The organism is Mediterraneibacter massiliensis (assembly GCF_001487105.1).
Classification (GTDB): domain Bacteria; phylum Bacillota; class Clostridia; order Lachnospirales; family Lachnospiraceae; genus Mediterraneibacter; species Mediterraneibacter massiliensis.
This window is the reverse complement of the sequence record NZ_LN913001.1, coordinates 1,489,800-1,508,923: the sequence shown is the minus strand read 5'-3', so window position 1 is coordinate 1,508,923 and position 19,124 is coordinate 1,489,800. Positions and strand designations below refer to the sequence as shown.

Genomic DNA, 19,124 nt, shown 5'->3' with positions numbered 1-19,124 from the left:
TACATAAAAAGAGCGGCAAATCTGCCGCTCTCACATACTGCGGATGGTGGGACTTGAACCCACACGTAGTCACCTACGCAAGATTTTGAGTCTTGTGCGTCTGCCATTCCGCCACATCCGCATATGCGGCTTCTATCAGAAGCCGAAAATAATTATATCACAGCATTTTCCATAATGCAAGCCCTAATTAAAGCAATTTTTTTCCTATTTCAAAACAATCAAACGTCGCAAAATAATCTTTCGGCTTCTCTGCCCGGCGGATCAATTTTACGCTGCCATCCTCTTTTAAAAGCAATTCCGCAGATTTTAGCTTGCCATTATAACTATATCCCATAGAAAAACCATGCGCTCCTGTATCATGGATCACCAGATAATCTCCTATATCAATTTTAGGCAGCATCCTGTCTATGGCAAACTTATCATTATTTTCACAAAGCGAACCCGTAATATCATATTTATGATCATGAGGCTGGTTTTCTTTGCCCATCACTGTAATATGATGATAAGCTCCATACATAGCCGGACGCATCAGATTGACTGCGCAGGCGTCAACCCCGATATATTCTTTATGCGTATGCTTTTCATGAATCGCTTTTGTCACAAGGCATCCATACGGCCCCATCATAAATCTTCCAAGTTCTGTATAGATTGCCATATCTCCCATTCCGGCAGGCACTAGTACTTCTTCATAGACACGGCGCACACCTTCTCCGATCATACGGATATCATTTGGCTCCTGATCCGGATGATAAGGAATTCCGATTCCCCCGGAAAGATTGATAAACTTAATATGCACACCTGTTTCCTGCTGAAGTTTTACCGCCTGTTTGAACAAAACCTTTGCAAGCATAGGATAATACTCATTTGTCACCGTATTACTTGCCAGAAAAGCGTGCAGACCAAATTCCTTCGCCCCTTTTTCCTTCAAAATTTTATACGCCTCAGACAGCTGTTCTGTCGTCATGCCATATTTTGCATCCCCCGGATTATCCATAATATCATTACTGATCTTAAAAAGTCCGCCTGGATTATATCGGCAGCTGATCGTCTCCGGAATATGTCCGATTGCTTTTTCCAGATATGCAATATGTGTGATATCATCTAAATTGATGATCGCGCCCAGTCTATCTGCCATCTGAAAATCTTCTTCCGGCGTGTCATTAGAAGAAAACATAATATCTTCTCCCCGGATCCCCACTGCATCCGAGAGCATCAGCTCCGTATAAGAGGAACAATCACAGCCGCATCCATATTCTTTCAAAATATCGATCAGGAAGGGATTGGGTGTCGCCTTTACCGCGAAATATTCTTTATATCCCGGATTCCAGGCAAACGCCTCTTTCAACGCTTCTACATTCTTGCGGATTCCCTTTTCATCATAGAGATGAAAAGGGGTTGGGTATTCTTGTGTAATTTTATCTAACTGTTCCTTTGTCACAAACGTTTCTTTATTCATTTTATCTTTCCTCCCTGTAGTGTAATCAATTTGATCTCATTTGCCATCGCACTTTTAAATAACTTCACAAAATTGCTCTGTCCGGAATACAAACAAGTATTCATACTCCCATCTCCATATTCTCCTGACAGGACATATACGGAATCAACAATGATCCCGATCTGGCTCCCTCTGTCATCTGCCACATAAACTTCCGCTCCTTTGAGCACCGCCGGATAGTCTGTTACGACTACGACTCTCTTTCCTTTCGCCAAAAGCGTCTCTAATTCTTGTCTCAAACTTTCCAGACATGTCCTCGAACAAGATACATAGACACGTTCTTTTGCCCGCAACAGAAGGTTTGTCATTTTATTATAGACGTTCTGCACACCTTCAATCGTAATATACCCTTCCTCTTCTGTCTTTGCCGATGGTATATTTGCAAGCAGCCAGCTTTTTTCCTTTTCCAGTTTTTTCATGTAATTTTCCAGAAACTCCTCCAATGGGACAGGCATATATTTTTTGGCGGTACCTTCTACAACATGGGCCGCCCCCTTTTCCACCAACGCCGCGAGAGCTCCATACACATTCGACCGGGAAATCCCTGTTTCTTTCGCCGCTTCATAACCGGTCTGTTTTCCATTTAGCAGAAGCTTTTCATACACGCCGGCCTCCTGTCTGGTCAAACCAAAACTCAATAAATATTCTGTAAATTGATGTTTATCCATATTCCTCTTTCTTTCCGGCATTTTTAGTAGTTCTTTTCAGAAACACTATACAGTATATCCAACGATATGTCAACGCACAATTCCAATTTTCCTACCGTACTTTTCTCTCTTTTCTTATAGATTGTCAAATGAGGGTATCTCGCAAGTCTTTTTATGACTTTTAAGACACCCTCATCTTATTTATCTGTTCTACTCAACCGTAGCAATTCTCATCATATTGCTCACACCACTTCTCTCCTTCTTCACATTCGGAGATGGGATACCCGCAGTCAAAACAACTATATCTCCCGGCTCTACATATTGTTTCACAACAGCCAGTTCTATCGCTCCGTTGCAAATATCCTCTGTCGTATCAAACTCCAGGGATTTAATAGGACGCACTCCCCAGTATATAGACATCCTGCGCAGCGTCCTTTCATTTGGAGTAACACCCAATATCTCCTGCTTCGGCCGCAAATTAGAAACCACTCTTGTTGTAGCTCCTGAGACGGAAGGCGTGATGATACATTTCGCATGCAGATTTGCCGCTGCAAGAACAGAAGAATAGCCAATTGCACTGGATACCCCTGCTTTTAAATGCTCCCCTGCCTTTTCCAGCATCAGATCATATTCCAGATGCTGTTCTGTATTTTCAATGATATGCACCATCATCTGAAGCGATTCCAGCGGATATTTTCCCTGCGCAGTCTCACCAGAAAGCATCACGGCGTCTGTGCCGTCATATACAGCGTTCGCCACATCGGTTACCTCTGCTCTGGTGGGTCTTGGATTGCGTATCATAGAATCCAGCATCTGTGTAGCCGTAATAACCGTCTTAAAATTACTATTGCACTTCTGAATGATCATTTTCTGGAGATACGGAACTTCTTCAGCCGGAATCTCTACTCCCAGATCACCTCGTGCGACCATGACTCCATCTGCCGCCCGTATGATCTCATCAATATTCTGTATTCCTTCCGCATTTTCCACTTTTGCGATGATCGGAATATACGGTGAGCCTAGTTCTTTTAAATAGGCGCGTATCTCTAATATACATTCCGCATTTCTCACAAACGATGCCGCAATAAAATCAACGCCTTGTTCCACTCCAAATTTTAAGTCTTCTTTGTCTTTCTGTGTGATTGCCGGAAGTCTGACAGCTACATTCGGCACATTTACCCCCTTGCGCTCCCCCAGCTCTCCGCCGTTAATCACTGTGCAGATAATATCTTTTTCTGTCTTTCCGGTCACACGCAGACCGATCAGACCATCATCGATCAGTATCGTTTTCCCAATCTCCACATCTTCTGCAAGCCCTGCATAGGAAATGGATACTTTCTTTTCATCACCTTCTATTTCATCGATCGTCAGGGTAAACTGTTCTCCTTCTTTCAGTGTTACTTTTTTTCCCGCTTTCAGAAGTCCTGTTCTGATCTCAGGTCCCTTGGTGTCTAAAAGGATTGCTGTATTACTATGTTCTTCTTCACGGAGCTGCTTCAACATATCCATCCGCCCTTTATGTTCAGCATAATCTCCATGAGAAAAGTTAAAACGCGCTACATCCATTCCGTTTTGGATAAGTTTTCTCATAAGTTCTCTGTCATTTGTGTTTGGTCCCATTGTACAAACCACTTTTGTCTTTTTCATTTTCTAGCTCTCCTTTTCTCTCACACAACTTCTATAAAACATCTATTTTACATGCTCATGCGTAAATAAATGATCCTGACAATACTCATAATTCCCATTGCATTTTGAGCAAAATCTAAACTCCAATGTAGGATCGTCCAGTTCTGTACGTCCGCAGACAGCACAGCGATGCCTTGCTCCATTTGCATATGTCATATGCGGGCGTGTCTGCTGCTTAAATTTTGCTTTTCTCGCTCTTTCCTTCGGTGTATAGGGTTTTACATTCCTGCTGGACAAGAAAAAAATAATAAAGTTCAAAAGCGACGCGCCGACCGCCACTTTCGTAGCGATGCCGCCCATAACAAAATAGTACAGCGCCATTGCCGCATACACAAGCGCCATCCACTTCATTTTGATCGGCAGGATAAAATACAGCAATATTTCCATATCCGGATACATAGCGGCAAACGCAAGGAAGATCGACATTGTAATATAATTTGTACTGATCATCCCCACACTGGAAAGAGATACTGAGAACCCGTATATTCCATAGAGCACGCCGTATAAGATGCATGTAGCGATGACGGTAAACAAGATTCCAGAAAAAATATATACATTATAACGAAAAGTTCCCCATGCTCTTTCTAAAGCTGTGCCAAGAGAATAGTATAAAAGTACTAAAAACAACAGAGATATTATATTCGTTGTCGGCGGTATCAGTACCCAAGATATCAGTCTCCATATCTGTCCTCTCAGGATCAGCGCCGGTTCCAGCGTAATCCAGCCTATAAGCTGCGGCATAAGATGCAGGATTCCAAACCCGATCACATAACCTGCCAGCAAATACATTGTCAGATTTGAGATTGCAAAACGTCCAAATTTTCGCTCTAATTTATTTAGCCAGTTCAAAGATTTCTACTCCTTATTCTCCAAATTTATACCCAATGAGTATATTCATTGAGTATTGTAACGTTATGCCCCCAGTTTGTCAAACAGTTGTTGTGCACTTTTTCTCTTTTTAACCGTATCTTTATCTAAATTTCCTATAGCGGCCTGGAATTATTTTGCAAACCCGCATAATAATGACAATTGTCTTTTTATACATCCTGTCGTATAATGTAAATTGTTGTAAAAACAAGAACACATTTAATAGGAAGTAACTGAGCATAGATCAAATGAAAACGAGGTTATATTTATGAATTTAAATGAATTACATACTCTTGGAATTGATATTGGTTCTACGACAGTAAAGATCGCTGTCTTAAATACAGATAACGAAGTCTTATTTTCTGATTACGAACGGCATTTTGCCAATATCCAGGAAACCCTTTCCGACCTTCTTGGAAGAGCGCTTTACAAGCTTGGTCCTATTTCTGTCTCCCCTGTCATCACTGGTTCCGGCGGCCTTACACTTGCCAAACACCTGGAAGTCCCTTTTGTCCAGGAGGTGATCGCCGTATCTACAGCACTGCAGGACTATGCGCCACAGACAGATGTCGCCATTGAATTAGGCGGCGAAGACGCAAAAATCATCTATTTCGAAGGGGGAAATGTAGAACAGCGTATGAACGGCGTATGTGCAGGAGGTACCGGCTCTTTTATCGACCAGATGGCTTCTCTTTTACAGACCGATGCTTCCGGTTTAAATGCATATGCAAAACAGTATAAAGCACTTTATTCCATTGCTGCCCGATGCGGCGTGTTCGCAAAATCAGATATTCAGCCTCTGATCAATGAAGGCGCCTCCAAAGAGGATCTTTCCGCTTCTATCTTTCAGGCAGTTGTTAATCAGACGATCAGCGGACTTGCCTGCGGAAAGCCGATCCGTGGGCATGTGGCATTTTTAGGCGGACCTCTTCATTTTCTGTCTGAACTGCGGGAAGCGTTCATACGGACGCTGAAGCTGGACGAAGAACATATCATCGCGCCCAAACATTCCCATCTTTTTGCAGCGATCGGTTCTGCCTTAAATTCTAAAAAAGACTGCAAAATGGAACTGCAGTCTCTTCAAAAACGCCTAGAAGACAAGATCCAAATGGATTTTGAAGTTGACCGCATGGAACCGCTATTTGCAACTGCCGCGGAATATGAAACTTTTATTTCTCGGCATGAAAAGCATCAGGTTCCGTTCAAAGACTTAGCTACGTATCACGGAAAAGCCTTTCTAGGAATTGATGCGGGTTCTACAACTACAAAGGCCGCACTTGTCGGTGAGGATGGCACCCTCCTTTATTCTTTTTATCATAACAATGAGGGAGATCCACTTGGTACTACTATAGCAGCTATCAAAGACATATACAGCCAGTTGCCGGAAGATGTGGAGATTGTACACTCTTGTTCCACCGGATATGGTGAGGCATTGATCAAAGCTGCTCTGCTGTTGGATGAAGGCGAGGTAGAAACGGTATCCCACTACTATGCCGCTTCCTACTTTGAACCGGACGTAGATTGTATACTGGATATCGGCGGTCAGGATATGAAATGTATCAAAATTAAAAATCAAACCGTAGACAGTGTACAGTTAAATGAAGCATGTTCCTCCGGCTGTGGTTCTTTTATAGAAACATTTGCCAAATCTTTAAATTACAGCGTAGAGGATTTCGCTCATGAGGCGCTCTATGCTCAAAATCCGATCGACCTTGGAACGCGGTGTACTGTATTTATGAATTCCAAGGTAAAACAGGCACAAAAAGAAGGGGCTTCTGTCGCCGATATTTCCGCAGGCCTCGCCTATTCCGTTATTAAAAATGCCCTGTTTAAAGTAATCAAAGTGTCGGACGCTTCTGAACTTGGAGACCATATCGTCGTACAAGGAGGTACATTCTACAATAATGCAGTTCTTAGAAGTTTTGAGAAAATAGCAGACTGTGAGGCTATCCGCCCGGATATTGCCGGAATCATGGGTGCTTTTGGAGCGGCCCTCATCGCAAGAGAGCGTTATGCGGACTGTAAAGGTACTACCATGCTTTCTATCGAAGACATCGAAAATCTGGAATATTCTACCACTATGACCAAATGCAGAGGATGTACAAACAACTGTCGTCTGACGATCAACCATTTCAGCGGTGGGCGAAAATTTATCACCGGAAATCGCTGTGAGCGCGGATTGGGAAAAGAAAAATCTTCTAATGCCCTTCCAAATTTGTTTGATTACAAGTTTCACCGGTATTTTGACTATACACCGCTCAAAGAAGAAGATGCGCAAAGAGGGACGATCGGTATCCCGCGCGTTCTGAATATATATGAAAATTATCCGTTTTGGTTTACCTTTTTCACAAAACTGGGGTTCCGAGTTATTCTTTCTCCAGCTTCCACCCGAAAAATATATGAACTCGGGATCGAATCGATTCCAAGTGAATCTGAATGTTATCCCGCAAAACTTGCGCACGGGCATGTACAATGGCTGATCAACAAAGGGATAAAACACATTTTTTATCCTTCTATCCCTTATGAAAGAGAGGAATTCAAGGAGGCGAACAATCACTATAACTGCCCGATCGTTACTTCCTATCCAGAAAATATAAAGAACAATATGGATCCGATCGTTCACAAAGAAGTAGATTTTATACATCCGTTTTTATCCTTCCAGAATGAAGACACCCTTTCCTATCGTTTGTTTGAAGAATTGAAGGGTACATTTTCTCTTTCCAAAGAAGCTGTCAGATCTGCTGTCCATGACGCATGGAAGGAACTTTCCTCATGCCGTGAGGATATGCGCAAAAAAGGGGAGGAAACGATCCGTTTCTTAAAAGAAACCGGCAATCGGGGAATCGTCCTCGCCGGCAGACCTTATCATATCGATCCGGAAGTACATCACGGTCTACCTGAGATGATCAATTCCTATAATATAGCTGTGCTGACAGAGGACTCTATCTCCCACCTGAATCCGGTAGAGCGTCCTCTAAACGTCATGGATCAATGGATGTATCATTCCCGCTTGTACGCAGCGGCAAATTATGTAAAAACAACAGACAATCTGGATCTGATACAGCTAAACTCCTTTGGCTGTGGTCTGGATGCCGTGACCACAGATCAGGTAGCAGAGATTCTGACAAATTCCGGCAAAATATATACAACACTAAAAATCGATGAAGTGAATAACCTAGGTGCGGCAAGGATCCGTGTCCGTTCTCTTCTTGCGGCGATACGTGTGCGAGATCAACATAAGACAAAACGCGAGATCCATCCTTCTTCTATCGAAAAGGTACCCTTTACAAAAGAAATGCGAAAGACTCATACGATCCTTTGTCCACAGATGTCACCCATACATTTTGAGCTTTTAGAAGCAGCATTCCGATCGGCAGGATACAAAGTAGAAATTCTTCCAAATGACAATAAGCAGTCTGTAGACATGGGCTTAAAATACGTAAATAATGATGCCTGCTATCCGTCCCTCATAGTAGTCGGGCAGATCTTAGACGCCATTTTATCCGGCAAATACGATACAGACCACCTGGCAGTCATTATCAGCCAGACAGGCGGAGGATGCCGCGCCTCCAACTACATCGGTTTTATACGGCGCGCTTTAAAAAAAGCAGGATACGGGCACATCCCTGTTATCTCTGTCAACTTAAGCGGACTGGAAGGCAACCCCGGGTTCAAGCTGACTCCTTCTCTTGTCCTGCGTGGTGTTTATTCCGTCGTACTCGGTGATATTTTCATGAAATGTGTCTATCGGATGCGTCCTTATGAGGCTGTCGCTGGTACGGTCAATGCTGTCCACCGCAAATGGGCGCAGGTATGCAAGGAATTTCTGTCCTGCGGTTATCCATCCCGCCGCAGATTCAAAAAATTATGCCAGGACATTATAGATGATTTTGATCATATTGAACTCTTGCCAATTCAAAAGCCGCGTGTCGGAATTGTAGGAGAAATTCTTGTCAAGTTTCTTCCTGCCGCAAACAATCACCTGGTCGATCTGCTGGAAAGTGAAGGTGCAGAAGCAGTCGTGCCTGATCTGACTGACTTTTTGCTCTACTGTTTTTACAACCAAAATTTCAAGGTTTCTCATCTTGGCATGAAAAAAAGCAAAGCACTCATCGGAAACTTAGGAATTAAAGTGATAGAATGGTTCCGTGCTCCTGCTTCAAAGGCATTTAGCCAAAGTAAACATTTTGCCCCGCCTGTCCATATTGAAGACTTAGCAAAAATGGCTTCAGAAATTGTTTCCATAGGAAATCAGACCGGGGAAGGCTGGTTCCTCACTGGAGAAATGCTGGAACTCATTCACAGCGGCGCAGGCAATATCGTGTGCACACAACCTTTTGCCTGCCTTCCGAACCATGTTGTAGGAAAAGGTGTCATAAAGGAATTGCGGCGCCGTTACCCTCAATCCAATATCGTGGCAATCGATTTCGACCCCGGCGCCAGTGAAGTAAACCAATTAAACCGTATCAAACTCATGTTGTCCACAGCAAATAAAAATATGCATATATAAATTGAACAAAGCAACAAACCGTGCAAAAAAACAGATCATACCTTGCTTACATGCAAACAAGGTATGATCTGTTTCTTTGCGACCTTCTATGATAAATTTTACTTTCTCTATAAAAGGCAGTTCGTCGGTTCAATTTATATTTTTGTATGTTTACAGAGAAAGAATATCCCTCCGCATAATCCAAATATGATGCCTGCATATGCCCCTGTGCATACGATGTCTGCCAGGCATTTTACTATATCCTTTTTCTCAGCTGCACAGACAAATACTCCTGCAAATATGGCCAGAGCTGTCCAAAGCAGGATCAGTGTCGCAAGATATACAGACACGCCTGTTTCTCTCTCCGTATATCGTTCTGTCAATTTCCATAATCCTTTGTACATCTTATCGCCCTCACAATTCTTTAAAATATTGTCATATACTTTTCACTATCTGACATATGGATATCCCCGATCAAAGGAACTGCTCTTATTGTAAGGACAACTTGTAAAAATTATTCTTTTCTCTTGATTAATTTTATGTTAAATCCAATTTTCTGCATTTTTTATAATAACAGATGCAATCTCTTCTGGTACAGATACAAGGCGCTCCGCCTTCGCCTCCTCTAGTTCTTCCCGGCTGCCATAACCGTATAATACGCCAAGAGAATGCACGCCGGTCTGCGCCGCTCCAATCATATCATAGGAACGGTCTCCTACCATCAAGATTTCTTTTCTGTCTCTGATCTGAAAATGCTCCAGTACATATTCTATGACTTCTGTCTTATCTGTTCTGCCTTCATCCAATAATGCTCCGCCTATGAACGCAAAATATTTATCAAAACCAAAATGTTTCGCTATGATTTTGGCAAAATGTTCTGGCTTAGAAGTCGCGATCACTAGCCGAAAATCATGTTCAATCAGGCTTTGAAATACTTTTTCCATTCCTTCATATACACGATTTTCAAAGATTCCTTTTACGCTGTAGTATTCACGGTAATACTGCACCATCTGAAGGCTCTCTTCCCTGGTAATATTACAGAATTTTTCGAATTGTCCGGCAAGAGGCGGCCCTATAAAGCATTTAAGCTTCTCTGTATCTTCTCTCTGCCTGCCGGACTTCTCAAGCGCATAGTTTATACTGTTTAAGATTCCAGGTCCGGAATCCGTGATCGTTCCATCCAGATCAAAAGCTATCGTATGAATCCCCATCTTCTTTCCCCTTTCTGTCAATAACTTCGGATTTTGTCCTCTGCCTCATCCTGTGTTTTTATGATTTTTTTAATGACTACATAATAGCCTGTACTTTCATTCACTTTTACATAGGCGCGCTCCCCTTCTTTTTTCCCGAGCACTGCCTTGCCTAAAGGAGATTCAATACTGATCAGTCCATTCAAAGAACTTCCTCTGACAGAAGTAACAATGCGGTATGTCTCTGTCTCCTTATCATCTTCACAATATATTTCCACTGTATTATTCAATCCAACCTCGTCATTCTTCGAATGATCTTCCACGATTTCCGCTGTTTTTAACATTCTCTCCAAATAGTGTATTCTACTCTCATTTCGATTTTTTTCTTTTTTCGCTGCATGGTATTCAAAATTTTCACTCAAGTCGCCATGAGACCGCGCTTCTTTTACCGCTTCTATCAGTTCTTTTCTCTCGACCAGTTTTCTATGCTCTATCTCTTCTTGTATCTTTTTCACATCACTTTTTGTCAATCTTTCCCGCATATTTCCTCCCATTTTCTTAAAGTCAAACGCCGACGTACATAAGAATTTCTTCTTAGCACACCGGCGCTGCACAGTTTTATTTTTTAAGGCTGTCTGGCTTCTGCCGGCCTTATTTTATCAACAGAGAACTTCCTGTCATTTCTTTCGGCTGTTCCAACCCCATCATCTCGATCAGGGTAGGCGCTATATCCGCAAGACAACCGCCTTCTCTGAGTTTATAGGATGGATCTGCGTTTACGATGATAAACGGTACCGGATTGGTCGTATGCGCTGTAAATGCTTCTCCGGTCTCTTCATCGATCAGCTGCTCAGCATTGCCGTGATCTGCACAGATAAACAGCTGCCCGTCTACTTCTTTGATCGCATCTACTGTTCTCCCTACACACTTGTCCACTGCCTCTATGGCAGCAATGGCAGCTGTCTCTACGCCCGTATGCCCTACCATATCCGGATTGGCAAAATTGATGATAATGACATCATATTTATCCGCTTTGATCGCTTCTACCAACTTATCACATACTTCATATGCGCTCATCTCCGGCTTCAGATCATACGTAGCAACCTTTGGAGATTTTACCAAGATCCTATCTTCTCCTTCATTTGGTTCCTCCACACCACCATTAAAGAAAAAGGTGACATGAGCATATTTTTCTGTCTCCGCTATCCTTGCCTGTTTCAAGCCATTAGCAGCAAGAAATTCTCCGAATGTATTCGTGATCTTCTCTTTTACAAAAGCAACAGATTTATTTTCAATCGTCACATCATATTCTGTAAAACATACAAATGTTGTCTTAATACGGCTGCCTCTGTCAAAACCTGTAAAGTCATCGTCACAGAATGTTCTTGTCAACTCTCTTGCACGATCCGGACGGAAATTAAAGAAGATCACAGAATCCTTCTCTTTTATAGTTGCAGTCGGAACGCCGTCTTTTTCGATTACCATAGGTTCTACGAATTCATCTGTTTTTTCAACGTCATAAGAAGCCTGGATGCCTGCCGGAGCAGAAGATGCTTTTACACCTTCGCCTTTTACAAGAGCCTTATACGCTCTTTCCACACGATCCCACCGATTGTCCCTGTCCATCGCATAATAACGACCGGAAACAGTTGCAACTTCTCCTACACCGATTTCTTGCATTTTTGCTTCCAGTTCTTCCACAAACTCTTTCCCGGAAGCAGGCGGTGTATCACGTCCATCTAAGAAACAATGTACATATACTTTTTTTAATCCTTTCTTTTTTGCCAGTTCTAAAAGTCCATAAATATGTGTATTATGGCTGTGCACTCCACCGTCTGATACCAGGCCCATCAGATGTAAGGCGGAATTATTTTTCTTTACATTTTCACACGCTTCAAGCAGCGCCTGATTTTCAAAAAAATCTCCGTCCTGGATCGACTTTGTAATCTTTGTCAATTCCTGATATACGATCCTGCCGGCGCCCATATTCAGATGTCCTACCTCTGAATTTCCCATCTGGCCTTCCGGAAGACCAACTGCCATCCCACTTGCATTTCCTTTTACAAACGGATAGTCTGCCATCAGGGAATCCATAACAGGTGTTTTTGCCTCTGCGACCGCATTCCCTTTTCTTGTATTATTTAACCCATATCCATCTAATATCATCAATACGGTTGGTTTTTTACTCATATTCTTTTCTCCTTTACATCGATTCATCTTCCGGTACTTATTGTACCCGTTTTTCATAGATTTTGCAATCGGATACTTTGTCATTTTTCTTCCGTCTGACTTGCCAGCCATATTTTTAATAGGGAAATCCAGGACTGGACAGATTCACAGATCATATTTCCTTCCGGATCACTTGTAGAGGCATCCCCCAAAGACAGTCCGTGTTTTCCTTCCGGATAGATGTGCAGTTCCACACTTACGCCCGCCTTTTTGAGGGCAGAAAAAAGAAGCAGTGCATTTTCTACCGGAACCGTTTCATCTGTACACGTATGCCATATAAAACAAGGGGGACAATGTATCCCTACCTGCTTTTCTATGGAAATCTTCTCCCACTCTTTTCTTTCAACTTCTCCAAGCAGGTTTTGAAAACTTCCTTCATGTGCCAATCCCTTTTCAGAAGTAACCACCGGATAACAAAGGATCATGCCTGCCGGTCTTAGCTTCTTTGCCGGAATCCCGGTGCTTTTGTATACCAGTTCCTGATTCCAGGATACTCCAAGGCTTGCCGCCAAGTGTGCGCCTGCCGAAAATCCTTGCACAAAGATTTTCTTTATATTTACATGCCATTTTTGAGCATTTTCATGTACAGTCTTCATAGCCTGAGCAAGTTCCAAAAGAGCTGTAGGATATTTTGCCGGAGCAGTAGAATACCGCAGTATGCCCACATGGTATCCCATTGCAAGCAGACGCATCGCTACAGGTTCCGCCTCCCGGTCACTCGTATGCTCATATCCTCCGCCTGGGCACACAAGGATCATCGGACGCAAAAGTCCCTCCTGGTAGCCGGGAGTACTGTCTAGTATATATATTTGAAGCCTTGCATAATCCAAAGAGCCCTCTGCCTGTATTGAAATTGTATCGTATATCATATCATCATCCTCCCGCAGGCAATATCCTTAAGAAAACCCGTTTCCAATGACATCAGCCAGGGAAACGGGTCCTTACCTTATTGCTTATTATTTATTATAGTTTACAATTTTGCCAAAATCCGCTTTCAAGGAAGCTCCTCCTACAAGACCGCCATCAATATCAGCCTGTGCAAATAATTCCGGAGCAGTCGCAGCGTTTACAGAACCGCCGTACTGAATACGAATTTCTTCCGCTGTAGCTTCATCATATATCTCTGCGATGCATGCGCGGACCCCTGCACATACTTCCTGTGCCTGTTCTGTCGTTGCAGTCTTTCCTGTCCCGATCGCCCAGATCGGCTCATATGCAATAACTGCTTTCTTTGCCTGTTCTGCAGTCACATTCTGGAAGCCTACTTTTACCTGCTGACGTATGAAATCCATGGTTACGCCCTGTTCTCTTTGCTCTAAAGTCTCTCCACAGCACATGATCGGCGTAATGCCATGCTCAAATGCTTTTAAGACTTTCTTATTCACATCTTCATTTGTCTCACCGAAATACTCTCTTCTCTCAGAATGTCCAAGTACTACATATTTCACACCTGCATCTACAAGCATTGCCGGAGAGATTTCTCCCGTATAAGCTCCGCTTTCTTCAAAATACATGTTCTCTGCACCAACCTGGATATTAGTTCCTTTACATGCTTCTACGACTGGTACGATATCGATCGCAGGAACACAAAACACAACATCTACTTCTTCATTTGCTACCAATGGTTTCAGTTCTTCTACAAGAGCAACTGCCTCGCTCGGTGTTTTATTCATTTTCCAGTTACCTGCGATAATCTTTTTTCTTGCCATCTTTTTCTCTCTTTCTTCTTTTATATTTTTATTTATCGTTAGCTGCCGCTACGCCCGGCAGTTCTTTTCCTTCCAGGAATTCCAAAGAAGCGCCGCCGCCTGTGGAGATATGTGTCATCTTATCTCCATATCCGAGCTGGTTTACTGCTGCCGCAGAATCTCCCCCGCCAATGATCGTAACTGCGTCTGTCTCTGCCAGTGCTTTTGCCACTACTTCTGTGCCATTTGCGAATTTAGGCATTTCAAAACATCCCATTGGTCCATTCCATACGACTGTCTTTGCTGTCTTTACTGTCTCTGCATACAATTTTGCTGTTTCAGGTCCTATATCCAGCCCCATCCAGCCGTCTGGAATTTCATTCTGTGCAACAACTTTTGTATTTGCGTCATTCGAAAAATCATCTGCGATCACTGAATCTACTGGAAGGAGCAAGTTCACGCCTTTTGCTTTTGCCTTCTCGATCATATCCAGCGCATACTGGCAATAATCTTCTTCCAGAAGTGATTTTCCAACCTTACCGCCCTGGGCTTTGCTGAATGTGTAGCACATTCCGCCGCCGATGATCAAAGTATCTACTTTTTCCAACAGATTTTCAATAACAGAGATCTTACTGGAAACCTTAGAACCTCCTAAGATCGCTACGAATGGTCTCTCCGGATTTTCCACTGCATTGCCCAGGAAATCGATCTCTTTCTGCATCAAATATCCTACAACTGCCGTATCTACATACTTTGTAACTCCCACGTTAGAGCAGTGTGCTCTGTGAGCTGTTCCAAATGCATCATTTACGAATACGTCACACAAGGATGCCAGTTCTTTTGAAAATTCTTCTCCGTTCTTTGTCTCTTCTGCTCTGTAACGGGTATTTTCCAAAAGGATGATCTCCCCATCTTTCATCGCTTCTGCCGCCGCTTTTGCATTTGGACCTACAACTTCCGGGTCTGCCGCAAATTTCACTTCCTGTCCGAGAAGTTCTGTCAGTCTTGCTGCTACCGGCGCCAAGGACAGCTCTGGTTTCGGCTCACCCTTCGGCTTTCCAAGATGAGAACAAAGAATAATCTTTCCTCCGTCAGCTACCAGCTTTTTAATTGTAGGAAGTGCTGCCACCAGACGGTTTTCATCTGTGATCTTGCCATCGATCAACGGTACATTGAAATCACATCTTACAAGTACTTTTTTCCCTTTTACATTAATATCATCTACTGATTTTTTATTAAGCATTGTCGTTTGCCTCCTGATTTTCCTTAAATAAAGAAGTCCGGCCCAAATAAGACCGGACCCTTTGTGAGTCAATTTCTTTTTTCGGATTACAGTAATGTTCCGAAGTGTTTGATCGTTCTTACCATCTGGCTTGTGTAAGAATTTTCATTGTCATACCATGAAACAACCTGTACTTCTGTTGTACCATTTTCCAATGGAAGAACCATTGTCTGTGTAGCATCGAATAAAGAACCATATCTCATGCCGACAATATCGCTGGATACGATCTCATCTGTGTTGTATCCAAAAGATTCATTAGCTGCTGCTTTCATAGCTGCATTGATCTGATCTACTGTAACATTTCCTTCTACGACTGCTGTCAGAATAGTTGTAGAACCTGTCGGAGTTGGAACACGCTGTGCGGAACCGATCAGTTTTCCATTCAGTTCTGGAATAACAAGACCAATTGCTTTCGCTGCGCCTGTGCTGTTTGGAACGATATTGCATGCTGCTGCACGAGATCTTCTTAAATCTCCTTTTCTCTGTGGTCCATCCAGTGTCATCTGATCGCCTGTATAAGCATGGATCGTACACATAATACCAGATTTGATCGGTGCCAGGTCATTCAATGCTTTTGCCATCGGTGCCAGACAGTTTGTTGTGCAGGAAGCTGCTGAAATGATATTATCTTCCTTTGTCAGCTTCTCGTGGTTTACATTATATACAATTGTAGGAAGGTCATTTCCCGCCGGAGCAGAGATAACAACTTTCTTTGCACCTGCGTCAATGTGAGCCTGTGCTTTTGCTTTGGATGTGTAGAAGCCTGTACATTCCAGAACTACATCTACGCCGATTTCACCCCAAGGAAGTTCTTTTGCGTCTGCTTTTGCGTAAATCTTGATTTCTTTTCCATCTACAATGATAGAATCTTCACCTGCTTCTACTTTATCAGCCAGTTCATATTTTCCCTGTGTAGAGTCATATTTTAATAAGTGAGCCAGCATTTTCGGAGATGTCAGATCGTTGATCGCAACAACCTCATATCCTTCTGCTCCAAACATCTGTCTGAACGCAAGACGTCCGATACGTCCAAAACCATTAATCGCTACCTTTACTGCCATGATTAATTCCTCCTAAAGTTTTAAAAATTGTTGACCGGATCCCCGGTCTTTATTGCAAATCTCCAACAAGCCCCTAAACTTTGTTAAAGATTCATCAACTAGACTCATTGTACTAAAACAAGAACAAAAATTCAAGTACTAAATATATTTTTATGGAACATGTTTAAAAATCGGCATTCTTTCTTTAAATTCTGTATAATATTCAAATCCACAGGCCTTTAAGATTGCCCCCGCCTTCCTGAAATCATAGGCGATATGTTCCGGACAGTGCGCGTCAGCCCCGATCGTAACGATCTCTCCACCCAGCTCCTTATATCGTTTCAATATATCCGGATGTGGATGTGCAAATCCCAGGCCATATTTCATTCCCGCCATATTCATTTCCAATCCCTTGCCCTGCGCGATAATTTTTCTTAAGATCTCGTCTATATATTCCGCAAATCCTCTATATGAATATTCCTGTATGCCATATGTTCCATACCGCACTACATAGTCCAGATGGCCCAAAACATCAAAATCTTTCACCATTTCTATATTTTTTAATGTTGTGATAAATGTCTGCTCATACGCCTCTCTGTCTGTCTGTCCTCGAAATATTTCTCCATAATAAGGATCACTGCCATTTACTACATGCACAGAACCAAGCACAAAATCAAAAGGATAACTGTTTACCAATTTCTCATAATATTCACCCAGATGCGGCTGGAGCCCCAGTTCAATCCCGATACGTATTTCTATCCTTCCGGCATATTCCTGCTGCAGTTCTCGCAATATGCGGAAGTATTCTTCCACATCAAACACAAAATCATCTTCTGTGTCATCTTCATGTATAGGATAATCCTTATCGTTATGATCTGTGATACAAATGGTCCGCATCCCCTTTTTTAGCGCTCCTTCTATCATTTCACGGGCGGAAGCTTTACAGTCTCCTGAAAATGCTGTATGCATATGAAAATCACTTCGTATCATAATATGGTTCCTCCCCCTAAAACATAATCGTCCTGGTAAAAGACAACTGCCTGTCCGGGAGTGACTGCCCGCTGTGGTTCCTCAAAAGTACAGAGCACTTCTTCGTCATTTATTTTTTCTACCGTACACCATGCTCCCTTATGATTATATCTTATTTTCGCAAAGACATGCATAGGTTCTCTTAGCTCTTCTACAGCCATAAAATTCAGCTGGTTCGCACGCAATGTATAGGTCAATGACTGTTCATGTGTTCCGATCACTACTTCGTTCGTCTCCGGACGTATCTCCAACACAAAAGCCGGATACCCAAGTGAAAGTCCGAGTCCTTTTCTCTGTCCCACTGTATAATGTATGATACCCTTATGCCTTCCCAAGATTTTTCCTTCCGCAGATATAAAATTTCCTTCCGCAATCGGTCTGTCTGTATTTTCTTTTATATAGGAAGCATAATCACCGTCAGGGACAAAACAAATATCCTGACTGTCCGGCTTGTCTGCCACTGTAAGATGTATTCTGGAAGCAATCTCGCGTATTTTTTCTTTACTGTAGGCACCTACCGGCATCAACGTCCTCCTCAGCTGCTCCTGGGTCAGGTTATAAAGTGCATAGGTCTGATCCTTTTTCAGATTTTCAGAACGTCTCAGTGTAAAACGCCCGTTTTCCAGACGTTCTATGCGCGCATAGTGTCCTGTCGCTATATAATCAGCACCGATCGCAAGGCTTCTTTTTAAAAGAGATTCCCATTTAACATACCTGTTGCAGGCAATACATGGATTAGGTGTTTTTCCCTGCAAATATGCATGCACGAAATAATCGATCACATTTTCTTTAAATTCCTCTTTAAAATTCATCACATAATAGGGGATATCTAACGCCGCCGCTACCCGTCTCGCATCATCCACTGCACGCAGCCCGCAGCAGCCTGCATTTTCTTCCATAACTGCCTGTTCTTCGTCCTGCCATATCTGCATGGTTACTCCGATCACTTCATATCCCTGTTCTTTTAAAAGATAGGCCGCAACTGAAGAATCCACACCTCCGGACATTCCCACCACTACTTTGCTCATCAGTATTCTTCTTCCTCTGCTTCCTCATCCTCATGGATATCTGATTTCGGTTTTTTCAAACCTTCGATTTCAATCCCGTTCTTCTGCGCATAATCCCACAATGCCGCATGGATCGCTTCTTCTGCTAAAAGAGAACAATGCACTTTCACCGGCGGAAGTCCATCAAGTGCTTCCATCACTGCTTTGTTTGTCACTTGAAGCGCCTCGTAGATGGTTTTTCCTTTCACCAACTCCGTTGCCATGCTGCTAGTCGCCACAGCCGCTCCACATCCAAACGTTTTAAACTTCACATCTCGAATCACTTGCTCATCGTCTACATCCAGATAGATCCGCATAATGTCCCCACATTTCGCGTTGCCGACAGTACCTACCCCACTTGCATTTTCAATTTCTCCTACGTTCCTTGGATTCTGGAAATGATCCATTACTTTCTCTGTATACATATTTATACCTC

At 42.8% G+C, this 19,124-nt stretch carries 16 protein-coding genes and 1 tRNA gene; 1 reads left to right on the top strand and 16 read right to left on the bottom strand.

Annotation, left to right across the window (positions count from 1 at the left end):
- Positions 1 to 38: 38 nt before the first annotated feature.
- The 5 genes from BN3282_RS11375 to BN3282_RS11355 form a co-directional block, all read right to left on the bottom strand.
- Positions 39 to 121: transfer RNA gene (locus BN3282_RS11375), tRNA-Leu, on the bottom strand.
- Between the two features lie 66 nt (positions 122 to 187).
- Positions 188 to 1,456: a diaminopimelate decarboxylase gene (locus tag BN3282_RS11370; RefSeq protein ID WP_059069273.1), complete on the bottom strand. Its 1,269-nt coding sequence runs from the start codon at positions 1,454 to 1,456 to the stop codon at positions 188 to 190.
- Entirely contained in the window at positions 1,453 to 2,163 is a 711-nt protein-coding gene (locus tag BN3282_RS11365; protein ID WP_059070430.1) for a TrmB family transcriptional regulator, read from the bottom strand. The genes BN3282_RS11370 and BN3282_RS11365 overlap by 4 nt, the downstream gene beginning before the upstream one ends.
- 189 nt (positions 2,164 to 2,352) lie before the next feature.
- Positions 2,353 to 3,789: a pyruvate kinase gene (gene pyk / locus BN3282_RS11360; protein WP_059069271.1), complete on the bottom strand. Its 1,437-nt coding sequence runs from the start codon at positions 3,787 to 3,789 to the stop codon at positions 2,353 to 2,355.
- A gap of 42 nt (positions 3,790 to 3,831) precedes the next feature.
- Positions 3,832 to 4,677, bottom strand: a complete 846-nt coding sequence (locus BN3282_RS11355; RefSeq protein ID WP_059069269.1) for a rhomboid family intramembrane serine protease — start codon at positions 4,675 to 4,677, stop codon at positions 3,832 to 3,834.
- Between the two features lie 286 nt (positions 4,678 to 4,963).
- Between BN3282_RS11355 and BN3282_RS11350 the strand changes: the two genes are divergently transcribed.
- Positions 4,964 to 9,205 carry a 2-hydroxyacyl-CoA dehydratase gene (locus tag BN3282_RS11350; RefSeq protein WP_059069267.1) on the top strand — a complete coding sequence of 1,414 codons (4,242 nt, stop codon included), beginning with the start codon at positions 4,964 to 4,966 and terminating at the stop codon, positions 9,203 to 9,205.
- A 134-nt stretch (positions 9,206 to 9,339) separates the two neighbouring features.
- Here BN3282_RS11350 and BN3282_RS11345 read toward each other — a convergent pair whose 3' ends face one another.
- From BN3282_RS11345 to nifU, 11 genes are all read right to left on the bottom strand, one after another.
- On the bottom strand, positions 9,340 to 9,588 hold the full coding sequence (locus tag BN3282_RS11345; RefSeq protein ID WP_059069265.1) for a hypothetical protein: 249 nt from the start codon (positions 9,586 to 9,588) through the stop codon (positions 9,340 to 9,342).
- Positions 9,589 to 9,726: 138 nt separating this feature from the next.
- Positions 9,727 to 10,395: an HAD-IA family hydrolase gene (locus tag BN3282_RS11340; RefSeq protein ID WP_059069264.1), complete on the bottom strand. Its 669-nt coding sequence runs from the start codon at positions 10,393 to 10,395 to the stop codon at positions 9,727 to 9,729.
- Positions 10,396 to 10,412: 17 nt separating this feature from the next.
- On the bottom strand, positions 10,413 to 10,916 hold the full coding sequence (locus tag BN3282_RS11335) for a GreA/GreB family elongation factor (protein WP_059069262.1): 504 nt from the start codon (positions 10,914 to 10,916) through the stop codon (positions 10,413 to 10,415).
- Between the two features lie 109 nt (positions 10,917 to 11,025).
- Positions 11,026 to 12,564, bottom strand: coding sequence for a 2,3-bisphosphoglycerate-independent phosphoglycerate mutase (gene gpmI / locus BN3282_RS11330; RefSeq protein WP_059070428.1), 1,539 nt, complete (start codon positions 12,562 to 12,564; stop codon positions 11,026 to 11,028).
- Positions 12,565 to 12,644: 80 nt separating this feature from the next.
- Complete coding sequence (locus tag BN3282_RS11325; protein ID WP_059069260.1) at positions 12,645 to 13,472, bottom strand: alpha/beta hydrolase; 828 nt, start codon at positions 13,470 to 13,472, stop codon at positions 12,645 to 12,647.
- An 87-nt stretch (positions 13,473 to 13,559) separates the two neighbouring features.
- Entirely contained in the window at positions 13,560 to 14,312 is a 753-nt protein-coding gene (gene tpiA, locus BN3282_RS11320) for a triose-phosphate isomerase (RefSeq protein ID WP_059069258.1), read from the bottom strand.
- A 28-nt stretch (positions 14,313 to 14,340) separates the two neighbouring features.
- On the bottom strand, positions 14,341 to 15,534 hold the full coding sequence (locus BN3282_RS11315; protein WP_059069257.1) for a phosphoglycerate kinase: 1,194 nt from the start codon (positions 15,532 to 15,534) through the stop codon (positions 14,341 to 14,343).
- Positions 15,535 to 15,620: 86 nt separating this feature from the next.
- Positions 15,621 to 16,634 carry a type I glyceraldehyde-3-phosphate dehydrogenase gene (gene gap, locus BN3282_RS11310; RefSeq protein WP_059069255.1) on the bottom strand — a complete coding sequence of 338 codons (1,014 nt, stop codon included), beginning with the start codon at positions 16,632 to 16,634 and terminating at the stop codon, positions 15,621 to 15,623.
- A 150-nt stretch (positions 16,635 to 16,784) separates the two neighbouring features.
- Positions 16,785 to 17,603 (bottom strand): histidinol-phosphatase HisJ family protein, encoded by an 819-nt coding sequence (locus BN3282_RS11305; protein ID WP_059069253.1) that lies wholly within the window; start codon positions 17,601 to 17,603, stop codon positions 16,785 to 16,787.
- Positions 17,600 to 18,670, bottom strand: coding sequence for a tRNA 2-thiouridine(34) synthase MnmA (gene mnmA, locus BN3282_RS11300; RefSeq protein WP_059069251.1), 1,071 nt, complete (start codon positions 18,668 to 18,670; stop codon positions 17,600 to 17,602). Before mnmA ends, BN3282_RS11305 begins: the two co-directional genes overlap by 4 nt.
- Complete coding sequence (gene nifU, locus BN3282_RS11295) at positions 18,670 to 19,113, bottom strand: Fe-S cluster assembly scaffold protein NifU (protein WP_059069248.1); 444 nt, start codon at positions 19,111 to 19,113, stop codon at positions 18,670 to 18,672. The genes mnmA and nifU overlap by 1 nt, the downstream gene beginning before the upstream one ends.
- Positions 19,114 to 19,124: the final 11 nt, after the last annotated feature.

Excerpts from the sequence above, each read along its gene's own strand:
- BN3282_RS11370 (WP_059069273.1), bottom strand. The coding sequence starts at position 1,456 with ATGAATAAAGAAACGTTTGTGACAAAGGAACAGTTAGATAAAATTACA.
- BN3282_RS11365 (WP_059070430.1), bottom strand. The coding sequence starts at position 2,163 with ATGGATAAACATCAATTTACAGAATATTTATTGAGTTTTGGTTTGACC.
- pyk (WP_059069271.1), bottom strand. The coding sequence starts at position 3,789 with ATGAAAAAGACAAAAGTGGTTTGTACAATGGGACCAAACACAAATGAC.
- BN3282_RS11350 (WP_059069267.1), top strand. The coding sequence starts at position 4,964 with ATGAATTTAAATGAATTACATACTCTTGGAATTGATATTGGTTCTACG.
- BN3282_RS11345 (WP_059069265.1), bottom strand. The coding sequence starts at position 9,588 with ATGTACAAAGGATTATGGAAATTGACAGAACGATATACGGAGAGAGAA.
- BN3282_RS11340 (WP_059069264.1), bottom strand. The coding sequence starts at position 10,395 with ATGGGGATTCATACGATAGCTTTTGATCTGGATGGAACGATCACGGAT.
- BN3282_RS11335 (WP_059069262.1), bottom strand. The coding sequence starts at position 10,916 with ATGCGGGAAAGATTGACAAAAAGTGATGTGAAAAAGATACAAGAAGAG.
- gpmI (WP_059070428.1), bottom strand. The coding sequence starts at position 12,564 with ATGAGTAAAAAACCAACCGTATTGATGATATTAGATGGATATGGGTTA.
- BN3282_RS11325 (WP_059069260.1), bottom strand. The coding sequence starts at position 13,472 with ATGATATACGATACAATTTCAATACAGGCAGAGGGCTCTTTGGATTAT.
- tpiA (WP_059069258.1), bottom strand. The coding sequence starts at position 14,312 with ATGGCAAGAAAAAAGATTATCGCAGGTAACTGGAAAATGAATAAAACA.
- BN3282_RS11315 (WP_059069257.1), bottom strand. The coding sequence starts at position 15,534 with ATGCTTAATAAAAAATCAGTAGATGATATTAATGTAAAAGGGAAAAAA.
- gap (WP_059069255.1), bottom strand. The coding sequence starts at position 16,634 with ATGGCAGTAAAGGTAGCGATTAATGGTTTTGGACGTATCGGACGTCTT.
- BN3282_RS11305 (WP_059069253.1), bottom strand. The coding sequence starts at position 17,603 with ATGATACGAAGTGATTTTCATATGCATACAGCATTTTCAGGAGACTGT.
- mnmA (WP_059069251.1), bottom strand. The coding sequence starts at position 18,670 with ATGAGCAAAGTAGTGGTGGGAATGTCCGGAGGTGTGGATTCTTCAGTT.
- nifU (WP_059069248.1), bottom strand. The coding sequence starts at position 19,113 with ATGTATACAGAGAAAGTAATGGATCATTTCCAGAATCCAAGGAACGTA.